Here is a 17,348-nt window from a genome sequence, read left to right as displayed (position 1 = left end):
ACACCACCTAACGGCCTGGCCAGCACGGCTGGGAGATGAGCCGCTCCCACTCCTCGTCAGGATGCCCCGGGAGGGTGCGTCCGGCCTCCCGCCAGCGCTTGACGAGGGAGAGGTAGATCGAGGGCTGGTCCCCGGATCCGACGGGGGCGGGGCCCCGCCGGCCGTACGGTGTGCCGGCGGCCGCCCGGGGCGGTGTGCCCCCGGCGGGCCGGGCCATGGGCTGCTCCCCGCGGCTGGCGGGGATGCGCACCCAGCCCCGGCCGCCCTGTGCTCGCTCCGCGCCCATCGCGGACCCCTCTCAGGTTTCGGCGTAGCTACGTCTCCGGACGCCCGGCGGCGGCCCGGACCGGCCGGGCACCGCCGGGGGTGCCCGGCAGCGGACCCCGGGCACCGAGGCGCCTGCGGACTCCCTTCACCAGTCTCCCCGCCGTGAACCCCGCACCGTGCACGAATCGCATGGAAGGTCCGAATGAGGGAGCCGTCAGCAGGCCCGCGAAGAACAGCCCCGGCCAGGACGACTCGAAGCCCGCGCTCAGCTCCGGGGTGCCGCTGCCGCCGACGGTGGCCAGCGCGGCCCGCAGGCGGGCGTCGAGCATGTCCAGCCGGTCCAGCCCGGGCGCGAACCCGGTCGCCGCGATGACGTGCGCCGTGTCCAGTACGACGGACTCCCCGGCGGCCGTGGTCAGCCCGAGCCGGGTCCGGCCGCCCACCGCAACCGCCCGGTTCAGCCGGTGTCCCATGAGCGCGGGCACGCGCCGCTCGAAGCGGTCCCGCAGCCACCACGCCCCGGCGGGCCCCAGGGCCGTCGCGGCGATCCGCTCCCGGGTCGGCGCGGGCAGCCGCCGCACGGCCCACGGCAGCTCCGACCACACCCAGCTGCGCCATCCGGTGCCGAGCCCGCTGTGCGGCTCCCGCAGGGCCCGCCCGAGCGGCCGTTCCAGGGGCTGCGGGACGGTGTTCCAGTTCAGCCGGGAGCGCCTGGCCACCAGACAGGGCCGGGCACCGGCCTCGGCGAGCAGGGCCGCCGTCTCCAGCGCGGCCTGCCCGGCGCCCAGGACGGCCACCTCCAGCCCGGCGAAGCGGGACAGGTCGCGGTGGCCGCTGCTGTGCGAGTAGTGGCCCGGGGGCAGCTCGGCCAGCGCTTCGGGGTAGTGGACGAAGGGCATCACCCCGACGGCCACGGCCACCGTACGGGCGAGCAGCGGCGGCCCCTCGGCGGTGCGGACGAGGAACCCGTCGCCCTGCGGGGTGACCTCGGTGACGGTGGCCTCCTCCACCTCGGGCAGGCCCGCGTGCCGGGCGAACCAGAGCCCGTAGGAGCTGAAGGTGCCGATCGGCAGGGGGCTGGCGTGCTCGGCGGTCAGGCCCCGGGTGGCGCAGTAGTCGGCCAGGGTGTAGCGGCCGCCGGGTGCGGAGAGGTTCGAGGACCAGGGCTCCGATTTCAGGTACATGCCCTCGGGCATGTGGTCCCGCCAGGACGCCATGGGCCGGCCCAGCACCCGTACCCCGAGTCCGGCCGCCGCCGCGTGTGCGGCGATCGACAGCCCGTACGGGCCGGCGCCGATCACCACGAGATCGTCCGTCCGCCTCACGGCCACTCCTTTCACCACGTCCTCACCGGGTCACCGCACCACCACGTCGCGGGGGTCACCGGGTCGCCACGTCGCCGGATCCCCGCAACCACCGCGTCACCACACCACCGCGTCACGGGCGTCGCCGCGCCGGGTGTCACCGCACCGCCGGATCAAGACACCGCGTCACATGTCACGGCGTCACGGCGGCTCCGTCCCAGGGACGTCGCCGCACCAGGGCGTCACCGCGTCACATGGCACGGCGTCACCGTGCCCCTGCCCCGCACCGCACCACCGCACCACGGCGCCACGGCTCTACCCCGTCACCCCGTCACGGCGCCACCCGTCACCCCCGCCACCGCGTCACCGCGTCACCAGCTCGTCCGGTTCCGCCGAAGCCCCCGGCGGGGCCTCGCGCGCCGCCGGTTCCGGGGACTGCGGCCGCAGCCACGCCCGTTCGCCCCCGCGCTGGCGCGGCGCCCGGACCGCCCGGACCGTACGCCGCCCCTGGGCGGGTACTCCGCGCAGCACGCTCGCGCCCTTGCCGAAGCCGCGCCGCAGGAACGCGCCGAGCATCGCCAGGAACGGCCACAGGTCGTCGAGGGCGAACCAGGCCGCCTCCACCCGGCCCCGTTCCCCGCGCGGCAGCGCCCGTACCGGGCCGGGCGACGGCGCGCCGCGGCCCCGCTCCCCGCCCCGGGCCGCCGCCGGCCGCGGCCGGGCCCCGCCCTCGGGCCGCCGTCCGCCGGGCAGCACCGGCCCCGGCACGGACGCGACGCCGGAGCCCGCGCCCGAGCCCGCGCCCGAGCCCGCCCCCGCGCCGGAGCCCGCACCAGAACCCGCGGTGGATCCGGCGACCGCCCCCGGGGGCGGGGCCTGGCCGGGCACGGCCCGGGCGGCGCGGCGGGGCAGCGAGCGGCCCCGTACGGCGGCCAGCACCGCGTAGTTCTCCGCCACGAAGACCCGCCCGGGCCCGCCCGTCGGCGCCGGCACCCGCTGACCCGTCAGGTCCAGGTACATGGCCTGGACGACGTCCAGCCCCGCGTCGTCGGTGAACAGCCTGAACTGCGCTCCCGGGCGCGGGTTGAAGTCCACCAGCCGGAACGTGCCGCGCTCGTCCCGGCGGAAGTCGAGGTCCAGGATCCCGTGGTAGCCGAGCCGCTGCGCGAGCCGCAGCCCCGACTCCTCCACGGCCGGGTCCGGGAGCCAGCGCCCCACCGCCGTCAGCCCGGTCCGCACCGGCCAGGACAGCTCCTTGCGGCCCGACCCGGCCAGCAGCGGGCGCCCGCCCCGGGCGAAGGCCCCGTGGAAGAACCAGTCGGTGTCCGGTCCGGCGGGCAGGAACCGCTGGAGCAGCAGCCGGCTCCCCGCCTCGGCGGACCGTTCGTACAACCGGCGCGCCTCGGCGGCGGTGTTGACGAGTGTGGTGCTCCGCAGCCCGGCCCCGGCCGGCAGCAGCCACGGCCGGCTCCACTTCGCCACCACCGGCAGCCCCAGCCGCCAGGCGGCCTGCGCGGCCTCGCCGCCGCTCGCCGGGATCACGGTCTCCGGATGCGGGACGCCCCAGCGGGCGCAGAGCCGCGACAGCTCGGCCTTGTCCGCCACCCGCGCGGGCAGGCCGTCGGGCTGATGGGGGATCCGGAAACGGTCCGTCAGCATCGGGGCCACCCGGGCCACGGCGATCGCGCTCAGGTCGTCCATGGCGACGAGCACCGCGGGCCGCCCGATCCGTTCCGACACCCCGACCAGGCACTCCAGCAGCGCCTCGGGCGCCTCGGGGTCCACCCCGCCGGCGGGACCGGCGTGCACCGCGCGCAGATAGCGCGAACGCCCCACGGGACCTCCTCCGGCTTCGACGACGGCATGGACCTCCACGCCCTTGCGCCCCAGGGATCTGACGGCGCCGAGGGTTCCGTGGTGGAACGGGTTCCGGTCGAGTCTGAGCAGAACGGCGGGCACATGGGCGTCGTACGCGTACATGGGAACGGTGTCTTTCACCTAGTCGGACCAAGCGGAGAAGATGCGCACCTGCGAATGGCCTACGGAGCGGCCACCGGACAGGCCATTCGTCAGATCTGATGCCTAACGTCTTGTGCAAGCACACCGGTTCGCGACAGCTCGGGAGATGCCATGCCCAGACCACGCCACCGCCTGGTGAGCACCTGCGTCGGTACGGTCACGGCCGGGCTGCTCGCCACCGGCGCCGCACTCGCGGCCCCGGACGACGAGCCCCCCAAGGGCTCCGACACCGCCATGGGCGCCTACCTCGGCTACGGGCCGCCCGGCGTCGCCCGGATCCCGTACCTGTCCCACTGGCTGGGCGGCCGGGACATCCGGGTGGGACACACCTATCTTCCGGGCGACCAGTGGGCCGGGATCGAGGGCAACGTGGACTTCCTCTCGGACTGGGCCGAGTGGCGCCGGGCCCGGGACGACCGGATGTTCGTCCTCAACGTGCCCATGCAGGCCCGCAACGAGGACCGGGTGCCCGACTGGCAGGTGGCCCAGCTGATCCGGGCCGGCGCGGAGGGCCAGTACGACCGGCACTTCCGCAAGCTCGCGGAGCGGCTGGTGGCCCTGGGCGTGCCGGACACGGTGATCGTGCTCGGGTGGGAGATGAACGGCACCACGTACACCCACCGGTGCGCGCCCGACCCGCAGAACTGGAAGGCGTACTGGAGGCGGGTGGTCACCGCGATGCGCTCGGTCCCCGGACAGGAGTTCACGTTCGACTTCGCCCCGAACCGGGGGACGGACGCGATCGGCTGGACGAAGTGCTACCCGGGCGACGACGTGGTCGACGTCATCGGCATGGATTCGTACGACCAGGGGCCGGGGCGGACCTTCGAGGACCACGTCCGGCAGCCGTACGGGCTCCAGCAGCACGTCGACTTCGCGAAAGCACACGGCAAGCGGATCTCGTACCCGGAGTGGGGGCTGTTCCGCAACGGCGACAACGCGGAGTACGTGCGGCAGATGCTGAAGTGGATCGAGCAGCACAAGCCGCTGTACCACACCATCACCGACTACTGCCCGCACGGCGTCTGGCGGTGCAAGCAGAACCCGCAGTCGGCGAAGGTCTTCCGCGAGGCGATGGGCGAGCACAAGCCGACCGGTCCGACGCCGCCGGTGGTGCCGACGCCCGCCATCCCGACCCCGGTGGTCCCGACGCCCTCCCTGCCCGCGCCGGCCGTCCCGACGCCCGTGTTCCCGACGCCCTCCGTGCCCGCGCCCCAGCTCCCGTCCCCGCAGGTCCCCGCACCGGACAAGCCCAAGCCCGAGGCCCCGAAGCCGGACGTGCCGAAGCCCGAGACGGCCAAGCCCGAAGCCCCCAAGCCCGAGACGGCCAAGCCCGACGTCCCGAAGCCGGACGTCCCCAAGCCCGACGTCCCCGCCCCCCAGACCCCGGCGCCCGAGGCCTCCGTGCCGCCGGTCGCGCCGGCCCCGCAGGTGCCCACGCCCGACCCGAGCCCGGACGTGCCGGCCCCGAGCCCCGAGGTCTCCGTCCCGCCGCTCGAACCCGCTCCCGTCGACCCGGTCCCCGTCGACCCGGTTCCGGTCGACCCGGTCCCCGCCGAGCCCACGCCCGCCGTCCCGTCGCCCGAGGTCTCGGTGCCGCCCGTTCTCCCGCCGGCACCGTCCCCGGCGGCCACGGAGCCCGCACCGCCCGTCCTGTCCCCGACCCCCCTGGCGCCCCGGCCGCAGCCGACCGCGCCGCCGCAGCCGAAGCCCGAGCCCAGGCCCGAGCCGAAGCCCCAGCCCAACGACAGCCGGCAGTGGTGCCTCCCGCTCGACTTCGGCGAGTGGCTGAACTCCCTCGTCGGCAACCAGTCGCTCTGCTTCCGCTTCGACTGGGGCGACGACTCCGGCTTCTGGCCCTTCTAGCCGGGTCATCGCACCCGCAGTTCGTTCAGCCGCGCCCGCCAGTCCCGGGCGGCCGGCAGCGCCTCGCGCAGCGCGTCCACCGCCCGCTCGCGTCCCGTGATCTGCGACTCGTGCAGCCGCAGCAGGGGCGCGAGCGCGTGCGTGGCCAGCAGCAGCCGCTGGTTGACCACGGTGTCGGGCCGCCAGTGGTTCTTGTACGGCTCGTTGCCGCGCAGGAAGCTCACCACCGGCCGGCCCTCCTCCAGGGCCCGGCCCGCCTCGTAGCGCAGCAGCAGCGTCGCGACGTCCACCTTCCGCTCGCGCAGGTCCGGATCGGCCCCGTACAGGTAGCCGCCGCTCAGCGCGGCCGACAGCAGCGTGACGTTGGCCGCCACCACCTTCCCGTCCAGCCGGAACTCGGTGAGGCGGCCCTCCCCCGCCCGGACCATCCGCCGCGTAGCCCGGGTCAGGTGCTCGGCGAAGCGCGGCTTCAGGTGTTCGGGGGTCACCCCGCGGCCCCGCCACTGCTTCTCGTGGAGGCGCAGCAGGGTCCGTACGGCCTGCGGCACCTCCCGTTCGGTGACCTCGTGCTCCTCGATCCCCGCCGCGTCGGTCTTGCGGAGCTTGGCCCGCACCCGCTGGGCGCCGGAGGCGGGCATCCGCTTGACGAGCTGGTCGAAGGGGAGGGCGGGCAGCTCCATGCAGGTGGAGTCGGGGACCGTGCTGCCCACCCCGGGCCAGGCCGCGTACACCGCTTCGGCGGCGGCCCCGGGCCGTACCTCGCGCAGGTCGACGACGGCGGCGCGTGCGGCGCGGTGCAGCCCGTGGGCGAGGGCGGGCACGACCTGGCCGGCGTGTTCGGCGGCGACGAGCACGTCGAAGTAGTCGGTGATCGGTCCGCCGAGGGGCACCAGCCGTGGCAGCGGCCGGTGTACGAGCATCAGTGCGGCCGCGCCGACGAGTTCCTCGCCGCGCCGCACCAGCAGGACCCGGAGCCGGCCGTCCTTCCCGTACGACAGCCACCAGGAGTGCAGCCAGGCGTGGCTCTGGAAGGGGGTGGCGGTGGGGCAGTTCCGGACGAGCCGGTTCCAGGACTCCTCCAGCGCGGCGAACTGCCGGGAGTCTCGGCACAGCGTCACCGTCAGGGCCCCGGCGGAGCCCTGTGTCATCGCACGGACTCCTTCTCCTTGGTCTCGGAGTGCTCGCCCTGGGCGGGCAGGGAGGCGTACTCCTCCACCACCGGGCGGGCCGTGCCCTGGTCCTTGCGGCGGGCCGGGCGGGCCAGCAGCCACAGGCCGCCGAGGAGGCCGCCGGCGCACAGTCCGACGGCGCCGCTGATCGCGGCGGACGGCGAGACGGGGTCGCTGGGGGCGACGGCCTGGTTGAAGAGGAGCAGCTGCACCCCGGTGTTCTTCGCGGCCTGGTTGCTGCTCAGGGAGAGGGCGTCGGCGACGGCGTTGGCGATGTCGGCGGCCTCGGAGGGGCTCTTGGAGGTGCCGGTGATGGCGATCATCGGCGAGTCGGGGGAGGTCTCGGCGCGGACCTGGGTGCGCAGCCGGCGGGCGTCGATGCCGGCGCGGGGCTGGGCGTAGGCGAGGGTGGAGCTGCTGGTGGCGATCCGGCCGTAGGCCTGGGCGAAGCCGAGGGCGGTGGCCGGTTCGGTGGTGTCGTCGGGCACGGCGACGACGTAGCTGGTGGCGGCGTACTCGGGGGCCTTGACGACCCCGTACGCGCCGCCCGCGGCCAGGCCGAGCAGGGCGCAGGCGGGCAGTGGCCACCAGGCGGGGGGCGGCAGGAGCCGGCGCTTCTTCTCGGAGCGGTGGTCGGACTTCTTCTGGTCGGCGGTGTCGGCCATGTGCGGAGCCTTCCTGGGTGGAGGGGAGTGCGTTCGGTCCCGGCCGTTCCGCCGGCCGGGGTGTGGTTCGGGGTCAGCCGTTGCCGCCCGGCGCGGCGGGGGCCGGCCCGGCGGGCGTCTGCTGCCCGGGGCCCGGGAGGGTCAGGGCCGCTCCCGCCGTGGGGTGGTGCGCCGGGCCCGCGACGCCGGCGCCGGTGGCGGCGGCGGGCCCGGGCACCGGCGCGGCGGTCCCCGGCGCCGGATCCGACGCGCGGCCGGCGGCGGCGGCCGGACCCGACCCGGCGGCGGCGGCCGGACCCGACCCGGCGGCGGCGGCCGGACCCGACCCGGCGGCGGCGGCCGGACCCGGCCCGGCGGCGGGAGCCGGAGCCGCAGCCGCCACCGGCGCCCGCGTCGCGGCCGCGCCCGGGGCCGGACCCGGCTCGTCGTCCCCCTCCGGCGGCGCGGCCAGCGCGAGGGCGTACACGTCCAGCAGCTGCCGGGCGGTGCGCGTGATGTCGTACCGGCGCACCACCGGGGGCGGCGGCAGCCGGCGCGCGCCCGCTTCCATGTGCCCGCGCAGCGCGGCGACCAGTTCCTCCGTGCCGGTGCCGATCCGCCGGGCTCCGGGGGCCTGCACCGCGGGGAGGTCGTCGATGGCGGGGCAGGTGACGTGCAGGACGGGCAGCCCGGCGGCCAGCGCCTCGACGACGGCGAGTCCGAACGCCTCTTCCCGCGACGGGGAGACGAAGACGTCCATGGCGGCCAGCAGGGCGGGGATGCCGGGGGTGCGGCCGCCGGGGCCGTCGCCCAGCGGGTCCCGCTCGCCCAGCAGGTGGATGCGGCTCTGGGCGCCCAGTTCGGCGGCGAGCGTGCGCAGCGCGGCCCGTTCGGGGCCGTCGCCGGCCAGCAGCAGGTGTGCGCCGGGCAGGGCGGCGACGGCCCGTACGAGTACGTCGAACCGCTTGCCCGGGACGAGGCGTCCGACCCCGCCCACCACGAAGGCCCGTTCCGGCAGCCCGGTCCGGGCCCGGGCGGCGCGGCGTACGCCTTCGTCGAAGCGGAAGCGGGCGGCCTCGATGCCGTTCGGGACGACGTGTACCCGGGCGGCGGGCACCCCCCACCCCGTCAGACGGGCGGCGACGGTGTCGGAGACGGCGACGGTGGCGGCGCCGAGGCGTTCGCTCGCCAGGTACAGGGCCCGTACTCCGCCGGTCAGGGGCCGGCCCTCGATCTCGCCGTCGCCGAGGGAGTGTTCGGTGGCCACGATCGCGGGGACCCCGGCGAGGCGGGCGGCGAGGCGCCCGTAGACGCAGGCCCGGTAGAGGTGGGTGTGGACCAGGTCGTAGCGGCCGCGGCGGATGAACCGGGCCAGCCTCGGCAGTGCGCCGAGGTCGCGGTTGCCGCGCATGCCGAGGTGGACGACGCGGACGCCGTCGGTCCGCAGCCCTTCGGCGACGGGGCCGGGGTTGGTCAGCGTCAGCACGTCGCAGGGCATCGGCATGTGGCGGAGCAGCAGCCGCAGTTGCTGTTCGGCGCCGCCGACGCCGAGGCCGGTGATGACGTGGAGGGCCTTGACGTCCTTCACCGCAGCACCTTCCTGCGCAGCTCGCGGACCTGGTGCCGCAGCCGCTTGACGCGCAGCCGGGCGGGTCCGTCGGCCTGGCTGACGTGGGTGCGGGGCAGGGCGTGGCGGCCGGCGAGGCGGCCGGGGGAGATCGCGCAGGCGTAGTCGTAGCCGGCGGCGCGGGTGGCTTCGACGACCCGGGCGTCGAGGTGCCCGTACGGGTAGCAGAACCCTTCGGGGAGGGTGCCGGTGAGTTCCCGGATCAGCTCGCGGCTGCCGCGCAGCTCCTGCTGGAGGACGTCGTCGGGGGCGGCGGTGAGGTCCTGGTGGAGCAGGCCGTGGGAGCCGATCTCCTGTCCGGCGGCGGCGACTTCGCGGATCTGTTCGGCGGTGAGGAGGGGTTTGCGGGGGCCCAGCGGGTCCCACACGTTGTCGACGCCGAGGCGGCCGGGGAGGACGAACAGGGTGGCGGTGCAGTCGTGGCGGCGCAGCAGGGGCAGGGCGCGGGTCAGGAAGTCGGTGTAGCCGTCGTCGAAGGTGAGGCCGACGAGTCCGCGGCCGTGTCCGGCGGCCCGGGCGCGCAGCAGTTCGCCGACGCCGACTCCGCGCAGTCCGCGGGCGCGCAGCCACAGCAGCTGGGCTTCGAGGGTTCCGGGGGTGACGGTGATCCCGTAGGGGTCTTCGGCGGGGTCGGTGAACTCGGTGACCGAGTGGTACATCAGGACCCACGGGGACGTGCTCCGGCGGGCGGGTCCCGTCACGGCGGCGGGTGCCGTGTGGGTGTCAGCGGACATGGCGGAACCTCTGGGTGAGCTGGGTGATCCGGTGGGTGGTCTGGGTGCCGAGCTGGGCGATCTGCCCGGGCAGGGCGGTGATCTCCAGTGCCCGTATGGCCATTCCGGTGGCGCCGAACATGGCGGGGACGAGGAGGCAGCCGAGTGCGGCGCTGAGGAGCGGGTCGGCGATCATCGGTCCGGCGAGCCAGCCGGTGCCGCAGGCGGCGGCGGCCGCGACGGCGAGGCGCGCGATGCTGACGGCGACGCGGCGGACCTGGATGGCGACGATGCGGGAGCCGAGGCCGGTGAGGAGGAGCGCGGCGGTGGTGGTGATGCCGGCGGCGTTGGCGGCGGCGATGCCGTAGGTGCCCCACCAGCCGACGGCGAGGGCGCCGGCGACGATGTTGACGAGGAGTCCGGCGCCCATGGCGAGCGCCGGGAACCAGGTGGGCCGGGCGGTCGAGAAGAAGGGCCGGGAGAGGGCGCCGACGAGGCAGTGGCCGAGGAGGCCGAGGCCGTAGACGCGCATCGCGGAGGCGGTGGCGAGGGTGTCCTGGTGGGTGAAGGCGCCGCGTTCGAAGAGGACCTGGATGATCTGCGGGGCGTAGCCGATGACGAGGGCGGTGCCCATGAGGACGGCGAGGGAGGCGAGGGCGAGGTCCTGTTCGACCCGGCGGCGGGCCTTGTCGCGTTCTCCGCCGGCCATGGCCTGGGCGACGACGGGGAAGGTGACGGTGCAGATCATGAGGGAGAGCACCATCGGCATCTGCGCGACCTTCTGCGCGTAGTTGAGGTGCGAGATGGCGCCGGGCGGCAGGGAGGCGGCGAGGAAGCGTTCGACGAGGACCTGGGACTGCCGGAAGACCGCGAAGAAGATCACGGGGGCGATGACCGCGAAGGCGATGAGGGTGGGCCGGTCGCGGTCGCGCTGGCTGCGCGGGGCGCCCTTGGGCCGGCTGGGGGCGAAGCCGACGTTGCGGATGAAGGCGGGGAGCTGGACGAGGACCATCAGCAGCCCGCCGGCGGCGACTCCGGCGGCGGCGGCCCGGACCCCCCACAGGGTGTGGAGGGCGACCATGGTGCCGATGATGCCGACGTTGTACGAGACGTAGATCGCGGCGGGCGGCAGGAACGAGCGGTGGGCGCGCAGCGCGGCGCTGAAGTAGCCGGCGATGCCGAAGGTGATGACGGTGAGGGCGGTCAGCCGGGTGCACTGGACGGCGAGTTCCGGGTCGGGCAGGCCGGGTGCGAGGACGGCGACGACGAGGGGCGCGGCGACGATGAGTACGGAGGCCACGGCGGCCAGGAACACCACGAGGCGGGGCAGCGTCGCCCCGACGAGCAGCCGTACGGGGTCGGCGGCGCGGGCCTCGCGGCGGGTGAGGCCGGCCCGGCTGGCGGCCCGGCGGGCGAGGGCGTGGCTGAACGCGGGCACCATCAGCAGGGCCATGGCGTCCTCGATGAGCAGGGTCGAGGCCATCTCGGGGACGGTCCAGGCGATGAGGAAGGCGTCGCTGTCGTGCCCGGCTCCGAAGAGGTGCGCGATGGTCTGGTCCCGGACGAGCCCGAACACGGCTCCGGCGGCGGTCAGTCCGGCGGTGACGGCGGCGGCCTTGGCGAGGAACCGGCCGAGCGGGGCGGTGGTGGTGCCGCCGGGTTCGCCCGGTCCGGGGCCGACGCCGCCGGGGCCGACGCCGCCGGGGCGGACGGTCTGCCGGGGCCGGCCGGCCGGGCGGGGTGCGCGCCCGGGCGCGGGGCCCGGGCCGCCGGGGGGTCCGCCCCGGCCGGGGCCGTCGGAGCCCGGGGCCGGGACGGGGGCGCCCGCCGTGGCTCCGGGATCCGGCGTGCCCGGGCCGGGGGCCGGGTCCGCGGCGGGGCCGCCGGTGCGGCTCCGGGTGGCCGGGGGGCCGGCGGCTGCCAGGGCCCCCGGGCCGGGCGCGCCGCCCGCGGCCGCGGCGACGTCGGTCGCCGCGGCCGCGGGCCGCTGCCAGGGAGTCGTGTCGGTCACCGGCGGGCCGGCCCCTCGGCGGCCGGCAGGCCGGTCCGGCCGGAGCCGGTCCCGAACTCCCCGGAGGGCAGGGCCCACCACGCGGCCAGGCCGATGATCACGCCGGTGAGCACGGTGGAGGGGCCGCCGATGTCCGCGTAGAGGAAGTCGGTCAGCTGCCACACGAGCAGTCCGGTCGCGATCAGTCCGCAGTCGCGGACGGTGGCGTCGGCGCCCACCGCGCACCGCCGCAGTCCCGCGACCAGCAGCACGGTCCAGCCGCCCGCCAGCGCCAGCAGTCCGATGAGGCCCTGCTCGCTGAGGATGAGGAGGTACATGTTGTGCGGGGACAGCAGGGGCTGCTTGATGAAGGCCTGTCCGGCGCCCGCGGTGTGGCTGCCGGAGGACAGTCCCAGCGAGGCGTGTCCGTCGCGGTGGGCGGGGAAGCCCTTGAGGCCGACCCCGACCGCGGGGCGTTCGCGCCACATCGACCCGGCGGCGGCCCACATCGTGTAGCGGTCGGTCACGGACTGGTCGGGGGCGCTGGAGACCTGGGTGATCGAGGTCAGCCGCTCGGCGACCATGGCGGAGCCCACTCCGAGGCCGCCGACGAGCACCACGCCCAGGGCGGCGAGCGCCACGAGCACGCGCAGGGCGCGCCGGATGCCGGCCATGGCCATCACCAGCAGCGCCGCCCCGAAGGTGGCGATCCAGGCGCCCCGGCTGAAGGACAGCACGAGCGGCAGCACCAGGAGGAGGGCGCAGGCCCCGGCGGTGCGCCGGATCCGCCGGGGCAGGCCGGGTGCGAGCGCGGCGGCGGTGGCGACGACCAGTCCGTAGGCGACGACGGTGGCCATGCCCATCACGTCGCCGGGGCCGAAGGTGCCGACGGCTCGGACGTTCTCGCCCTGGTAGGAGGCTCCGGTGTGGGTGGCGAACTGCACGACGCCGACGGCTCCCTGGACCAGGGCCAGCACCACGAAGCAGCCGGCCGCGATGCGGAACTCGCGGGCGTCGCGCACGAGCAGCACCACGGCCGCCGGGACGAGTACGAAGACCTGGAGGTAGCGCACGAATCCGGGCAGGGCGGCGTACGGGTCTCCGGCGGTCATCGTGGTCACGGCGAGTCCGACGGCGGGGGCGCCGAGGACGAGCACGCCGAGCGGGCTCAGGGTCCGTACCCGGCCGCGCAGGGCCTGGATGCCGCAGACGAGGGCGAGCAGCAGCGAGGCGGCGTCGGCGGGGCCGACCTTCCCGGAGGCGGTGGCGTCGCCGGCGGGGAGCGGGGCGAGGAGGAAGAGGACGGTCGCGGCGAGGGGCAGCAGCGGCCAGTGGCGGCGCAGCGCTCCCGCGCCTGGGGCCCGTACCGGGATGGTTGCGGCGAGGCTCATGCTCAGCTCCCTCCCAGCCGGAAGCGGAAGAAGGAGGCGGCGGTCCGGGCCAGGATCCACAGGTCCTGCCACAGGGACCAGGTGTCGATGTAGTGGTTGTCGAAGCGGGCCCGGTCCTCGATGGAGGTGTCGCCGCGCAGCCCGTTGATCTGGGCGAGTCCGGTGATGCCGACGGGCATCCGGTGGCGGGCCTCGTAGCCGGGGTGGACGGTGCTGAACTTGGCCACGAAGAAGGGCCGTTCGGGGCGGGGGCCGACCAGGCTCATGTCACCCCGGACGACGTTCCACAGCTGCGGCAGTTCGTCCAGGGAGGACTTGCGCAGGAAGGAGCCGACGGGGCTCATCCGGCGGTCGCCGGCGACGGTCCAGCGGGTGGCGGACTCGTGCTCGTCGGCGCGCAGGGTGCGGAACTTCAGCAGGGTGAAGGGCCGTCCGTAGAGGCCGACCCGCTCCTGCCGGAAGATCACCCCGGGTCCGTCGGAGAGCCGGACGGCGAGGGCGCAGGCGCCCATCACGGGGGCGGCGGCGAGCAGGGCGAGGGTGGCGAGGCAGGAGTCGATGGCCCGCTTCGCGTACCGCTCCAGCGGCCGGGAGGGGCGGGGCAGCAGCGGCTGTACGGCGTAGCCCCACAGCTGGTCGGCGGGCTGCGCGACGCGCATGCCGGTGACCTTGGCGGTCCCGGCGGGGTCGGCGAGCCAGAGCCGGCAGCCGTGGTCGTGGAAGAGCCGGACCAGGGAGGCGGTGCGTTCGTCGGCCTCGGGGGGACAGGTGAAGACGGCGTGCCGGACGGAGTTCTGGATGACGGCGCGGCGGACGTCCTCGTGGGTGGCGAGTACCGGGAGCGGGCCGCCGTCGCCGTCGGCGGGGGCCGCGGTGTCGGCGATCCCGACGGGGCGCAGTCCGTACTCGGGGCGGCTGTGGAGGGCGGCGGCGACGGCGCCGGTGCCCTCGCCGGGTCCGACGACGAGCGCGGAGACGGGCCGGCGTACGGCGGCGCGGCGGCGGAGCTGGTGGACGAACCCGCGTGCCGCGCACGCCAGTACGACCTGGAGGCCGACGGCGCCGAGGAGTGCGCTCCAGGCGAGGGCGCGCTGGGGTGCGGCGGCGGCGAGCACGGCGGCGGCCCCGCACCACAGGACGGCGGCGCGTCCGGCCAGCGCGGGCAGTTCGAGGAGGGCGGAGGGGGCGAGGCGGGGCCGGTAGAGCCCGGCCTGCGCGTGGAGGGCGGTGAGGAGGGCGGCGGCGGGCAGGACCGCTTCGGGGGGAAGGGTGCCGGCGGGCAGGGTGGTCGCGGTGACGGCGGTGGCCAGTGCGTCGGCGGTCAGCAGCGCGGTGACGCCTTCGCGGCGGCGGGCCCGCTGGGGCCGGACGGCGGCCCGGGCCTGGTCGGCGCGGGGCCCGCGCGGGGGGTGGATGGCGGTCACGGCACGGCGGGGTTCGGCGGGAGCCGCGGGGGCGAAGGCACTGCCGCCGGCGTGCCCCGTGCCGCCCTGCCCGGTGTGCCGGGCGGGTGCGCTGTCCATCGTCATCGGCTGATGCGCTCCTGGTTCAAGGGCCGGGGCCTGCCCAGCAGTTCGTGGTACAGGCCGGTGACCGCGTCCGTGGTCCGCCGCACGTCGAACTCGGTCCGGGCGTGCTGCTGGGCCTGCTCCCCGAGTTCGGTGAGCAGCCGCGGTTCGGCGAGCAGCCGCCCCAGGGCCTTGGCCAGCGCCGTCGGGTCCTCCGGCGGTACCAGGCAGAGCCGGCCCTGGCCGGAGGGCAGGCTCTCCCGGGCACCGCTGACGTCGGAGACCAGGACGGGGCGGCCGCAGGCCATGGCTTCGAGCGGGGCGAGCGCCATGCCTTCCCACCGCGACGGCAGTACAACGAGATCGGCGGCGCGAAGCCACGGTCGGATGTCCGCGGCGGCGCCGGCGAAGTGGACCGCGGGGGGTGCGGTGCGGCGCAGCCGCTCGGCGTCGGGGCCGTCGCCGACGAGGGCGAGGCGGGCTCCGGGGACGGTGCCGAGGACCTCCGGCCAGGCGCGCAGCAGGATGTCCTGGCCCTTCTGCGGGCAGAGCCGGCCGACGCAGACGGCGAGCGGCCCGTCCACGGGCAGCCCGAGGGCGGCGCGGGATCCGGTGCGGGTTTCGGCGCGGCCGGTGCCGTGTTCGCCGCGCGCGGGGCGGAAGTGCGCGAGGTCGACGCCGTTGCGGATCACGGCCCAGCGGGCGGTGATCCCCTCGGATTCGCCGGCGCGGCGTTCGGCCTCGCTGACGCAGAGCACCCGGTCGGCCCAGCGGGCGCCGGCCCGTTCCCAGCGCAGGGCGAGGGCGGCGGTGGCGCCGCCGACGGCGTCGAAGGACCAGGCGTGGGGCTGGAACACGGTGGGCACGGAGCCGCGTACGGCGAGCCGGCCGGCGAGTCCCGCCTTGGCGCTGTGGGCGTGCAGCAGGTCGGGGCGCAGGCGGCGGATCAGCCGGGCGGCGCCGAGGACTTCGGCGGGCAGCGCGGGGCCGGGGGAGCGGCCGGCGCGCCAGGTGTGGACTTCGGCGCCGGCGTCCCGGGCACTGTCGGCGAGGGAGCCGCCGCGGGGGCAGCCGACGAGTACGCGCAGTCCCGCGGCGGTCTGCGCCCGTACGAGGTCGGTGACGACGCGGGCGACGCCTCCGTCGACGGGCTGGACCAGGTGGAGGACGGTGAAGGAGGAACCGGAACCGGCCGGTGACGGCTCCGGCGTGGGGTGTTTCGGCACGTGGAGTGGTCTCCTGCGTTCAGCGGCGCGCGTCTGTCTGAACGAAGAGCACACCGAGGAATTGACCTTGGCTTTCGCCCGCGAACTTGAAGCTGAGGTTGCGGGCGCCACCGGACAGGGCGGGACTCAGGTCGAACACGTCCGCGTCATATCCGAGATTATTCATATGTTCGGGCTGTCGCACGAACGAGGGACGTCCGAATTCCGTGATGGTGGAATTCATAACATCATTAAAAGGATTTTCTGCATCGCTGACGTTGACCCGGCGCCCGCTGTCGGCGGTCACGGTGAGTGAGTCACCGAGGGAGCCCCGGTCCCCGTCGTACGCCACCACGCCGGCCTTCCCGGCCGCGCCGGGCGCCACGTCCAGGCCGGCGACCTCGACCGTCTCCCCGGCCGCCTCGCCCGCACCCGCGGCCAACGACTCGAAGCCGTCCCACAGCGAGATCCGGCGCAGCGGCTCCTGCGGGTGCTCGTACGCGACCACCAGCGTCCAGCCGCCCCAGGCACCCACGTCCGAGTGCCCCATGGCCACGTTGAGCTGGGCCACGGTCCACATCCCGGCCCCGCCCTTGCGCACCATCGGGGTGACGTCGGCCGAGGCCTGGTAGGCGTCGCTGCCCTGGTCGGTGTGGTGGCCGATCACGGTGTCGGCCAGCACCGCCTTGTACGCGCCCCCGGGTTCGGCGACCAGCACCCGGCCGTTGTCCTCCGGCGGCTTCTGCTCCCCCACGCGCAGGTTCCCGCCCCAGTACAGGCGGGCGTACGAGACCTTCGCGCCCTGCGGGACCTTCAGCTCGGCCCGGGTGGAGTTGTAGGTGTCCGGGTCCTTGTCGACCTCGTCGTAGAACATCTCGAAGTCGCCGTTGACCCCGGCCGCGCCCTTCTTGACCTCGGCGCAGGGCTCGGCCTGCTCGTTCTCCTCGCGGCGGCAGCTGATGGCGGAGTTGGAGGCCCGGACCAGCCCGCCGTGCTGGACCGCCTGGTAACGCTGGGTGAAGGGGACGCGGGGCAATTCCCGGGCCCCGGCGGGTACCGCGGCGCCCGCGGCGGGCACGTGCGCGGAAAGTGTGAGGCAGGACAGCAGGCCGAGTGTGCCGAGGATTCTGCGGGAGGAACCCATGACCCTGTCTCCATTTTCGATCAAGGGGACAAAACAGGAGTGAACTTTGTCAGAAATCGGGCTGGAAATCACGTCGGACTCGCTCGTACGGCCTTTTGGGCGATAGCACGCACCCTCTCCGTGGGCGGGTCGTTATGCGGTTGCACCATTGTTCGAACCGAAAGGAAATACGGAGATGAAGAAGAGGCTGATGCGCGGCAGCACCGTGGCGGCGGCGGGCGCGGCGATGCTGATGGGCGGCGCGGGGCTCGCCTCCGCCGACGCCTCGGCGGGCGGCGCGGCCGTGGGCTCCCCCGGCGTGCTGAGCGGCAACCTCGTCCAGGTCCCCGTCCACGTCCCGGTGAACGTCTGCGGCAACACCGCCCAGCTGATCGGGCTGCTGAACCCGGCGTTCGGCAACACCTGCGTGAACGCCTGAACGTCAACCGGGCCGCCCGAAACGGCGGCATCCGGGTGAATCCACGCAACCCGAGCCAGGGCGCGGGCGTTGATCCGGGTGCT

13 protein-coding genes and 1 pseudogene are annotated in these 17,348 nt (G+C 75.5%); 2 read left to right on the top strand and 12 right to left on the bottom strand.

Translation table 11 applies throughout. The annotated features are described in order from the left end of the window. Nucleotides 1-7 precede the first annotated feature (7 nt). From AC069X_RS10875 to AC069X_RS10865, 3 genes are all read right to left on the bottom strand, one after another. On the bottom strand, nt 8-286 hold the full coding sequence (locus AC069X_RS10875; RefSeq protein WP_478727258.1) for a hypothetical protein: 279 nt from the start codon (nt 284-286) through the stop codon (nt 8-10). 28 nt (nt 287-314) lie between these two features. After that, nucleotides 315-1,592: an NAD(P)-binding domain-containing protein gene (locus tag AC069X_RS10870; RefSeq protein WP_478727256.1), complete on the bottom strand. Its 1,278-nt coding sequence runs from the start codon at nt 1,590-1,592 to the stop codon at nt 315-317. Nucleotides 1,593-1,934: 342 nt separating this feature from the next. Next, nucleotides 1,935-3,551: a carboxylate--amine ligase gene (locus AC069X_RS10865; RefSeq protein WP_478727254.1), complete on the bottom strand. Its 1,617-nt coding sequence runs from the start codon at nt 3,549-3,551 to the stop codon at nt 1,935-1,937. A gap of 150 nt (nt 3,552-3,701) precedes the next feature. Between AC069X_RS10865 and AC069X_RS10860 the strand changes: the two genes are divergently transcribed. Beyond that, nucleotides 3,702-5,456: a glycoside hydrolase family 26 protein gene (locus tag AC069X_RS10860; protein WP_478727253.1), complete on the top strand. Its 1,755-nt coding sequence runs from the start codon at nt 3,702-3,704 to the stop codon at nt 5,454-5,456. A gap of 5 nt (nt 5,457-5,461) precedes the next feature. On the opposite strand, the gene AC069X_RS10855 is transcribed toward AC069X_RS10860, so the two are convergent. From AC069X_RS10855 to AC069X_RS10815, 9 genes and pseudogenes are all read right to left on the bottom strand, one after another. Beyond that, on the bottom strand, nt 5,462-6,604 hold the full coding sequence (locus AC069X_RS10855; RefSeq protein ID WP_478727251.1) for a GNAT family N-acetyltransferase: 1,143 nt from the start codon (nt 6,602-6,604) through the stop codon (nt 5,462-5,464). Continuing rightward, entirely contained in the window at nt 6,601-7,290 is a 690-nt protein-coding gene (locus tag AC069X_RS10850) for a YveK family protein (RefSeq protein ID WP_478727249.1), read from the bottom strand. Before AC069X_RS10850 ends, AC069X_RS10855 begins: the two co-directional genes overlap by 4 nt. Before the next feature lie 436 nt (nt 7,291-7,726). Beyond that, nucleotides 7,727-8,857, bottom strand: a pseudogene (locus AC069X_RS10845) (glycosyltransferase); the annotation flags it as partial. Further along, a complete protein-coding gene (locus AC069X_RS10840) occupies nt 8,854-9,630 on the bottom strand; it encodes a polysaccharide deacetylase family protein (RefSeq protein ID WP_478727247.1) in 777 nt (258 codons plus the stop codon). The pseudogene AC069X_RS10845 and the gene AC069X_RS10840, both read right to left, overlap by 4 nt. After that, nucleotides 9,620-11,620, bottom strand: coding sequence for a murein biosynthesis integral membrane protein MurJ (murJ, locus tag AC069X_RS10835; RefSeq protein WP_478727246.1), 2,001 nt, complete (start codon nt 11,618-11,620; stop codon nt 9,620-9,622). Before murJ ends, AC069X_RS10840 begins: the two co-directional genes overlap by 11 nt. Further along, nucleotides 11,617-12,990 (bottom strand): O-antigen ligase family protein, encoded by a 1,374-nt coding sequence (locus tag AC069X_RS10830; protein WP_478727244.1) that lies wholly within the window; start codon nt 12,988-12,990, stop codon nt 11,617-11,619. The genes murJ and AC069X_RS10830 overlap by 4 nt, the downstream gene beginning before the upstream one ends. 2 nt (nt 12,991-12,992) lie before the next feature. After that, nucleotides 12,993-14,519, bottom strand: coding sequence for a sugar transferase (locus tag AC069X_RS10825; protein WP_478727242.1), 1,527 nt, complete (start codon nt 14,517-14,519; stop codon nt 12,993-12,995). Beyond that, complete coding sequence (locus AC069X_RS10820; RefSeq protein WP_478727240.1) at nt 14,516-15,724, bottom strand: glycosyltransferase family 4 protein; 1,209 nt, start codon at nt 15,722-15,724, stop codon at nt 14,516-14,518. Before AC069X_RS10820 ends, AC069X_RS10825 begins: the two co-directional genes overlap by 4 nt. 19 nt (nt 15,725-15,743) lie before the next feature. Next, nucleotides 15,744-16,919, bottom strand: coding sequence for a DUF3344 domain-containing protein (locus tag AC069X_RS10815; protein ID WP_478727239.1), 1,176 nt, complete (start codon nt 16,917-16,919; stop codon nt 15,744-15,746). 118 nt (nt 16,920-17,037) lie between these two features. On the opposite strand from AC069X_RS10815, the gene AC069X_RS10810 reads away from it, so the two are divergent. Continuing rightward, nucleotides 17,038-17,265, top strand: a complete 228-nt coding sequence (locus tag AC069X_RS10810) for a chaplin (RefSeq protein ID WP_478727582.1) — start codon at nt 17,038-17,040, stop codon at nt 17,263-17,265. Nucleotides 17,266-17,348: the final 83 nt, after the last annotated feature.

This window comes from Streptomyces sp. NPDC043896 (genome assembly GCF_056435605.1).
Note: the sequence above shows the minus strand (reverse complement) of the source record. Positions and strands in the feature narration are given on the sequence as shown.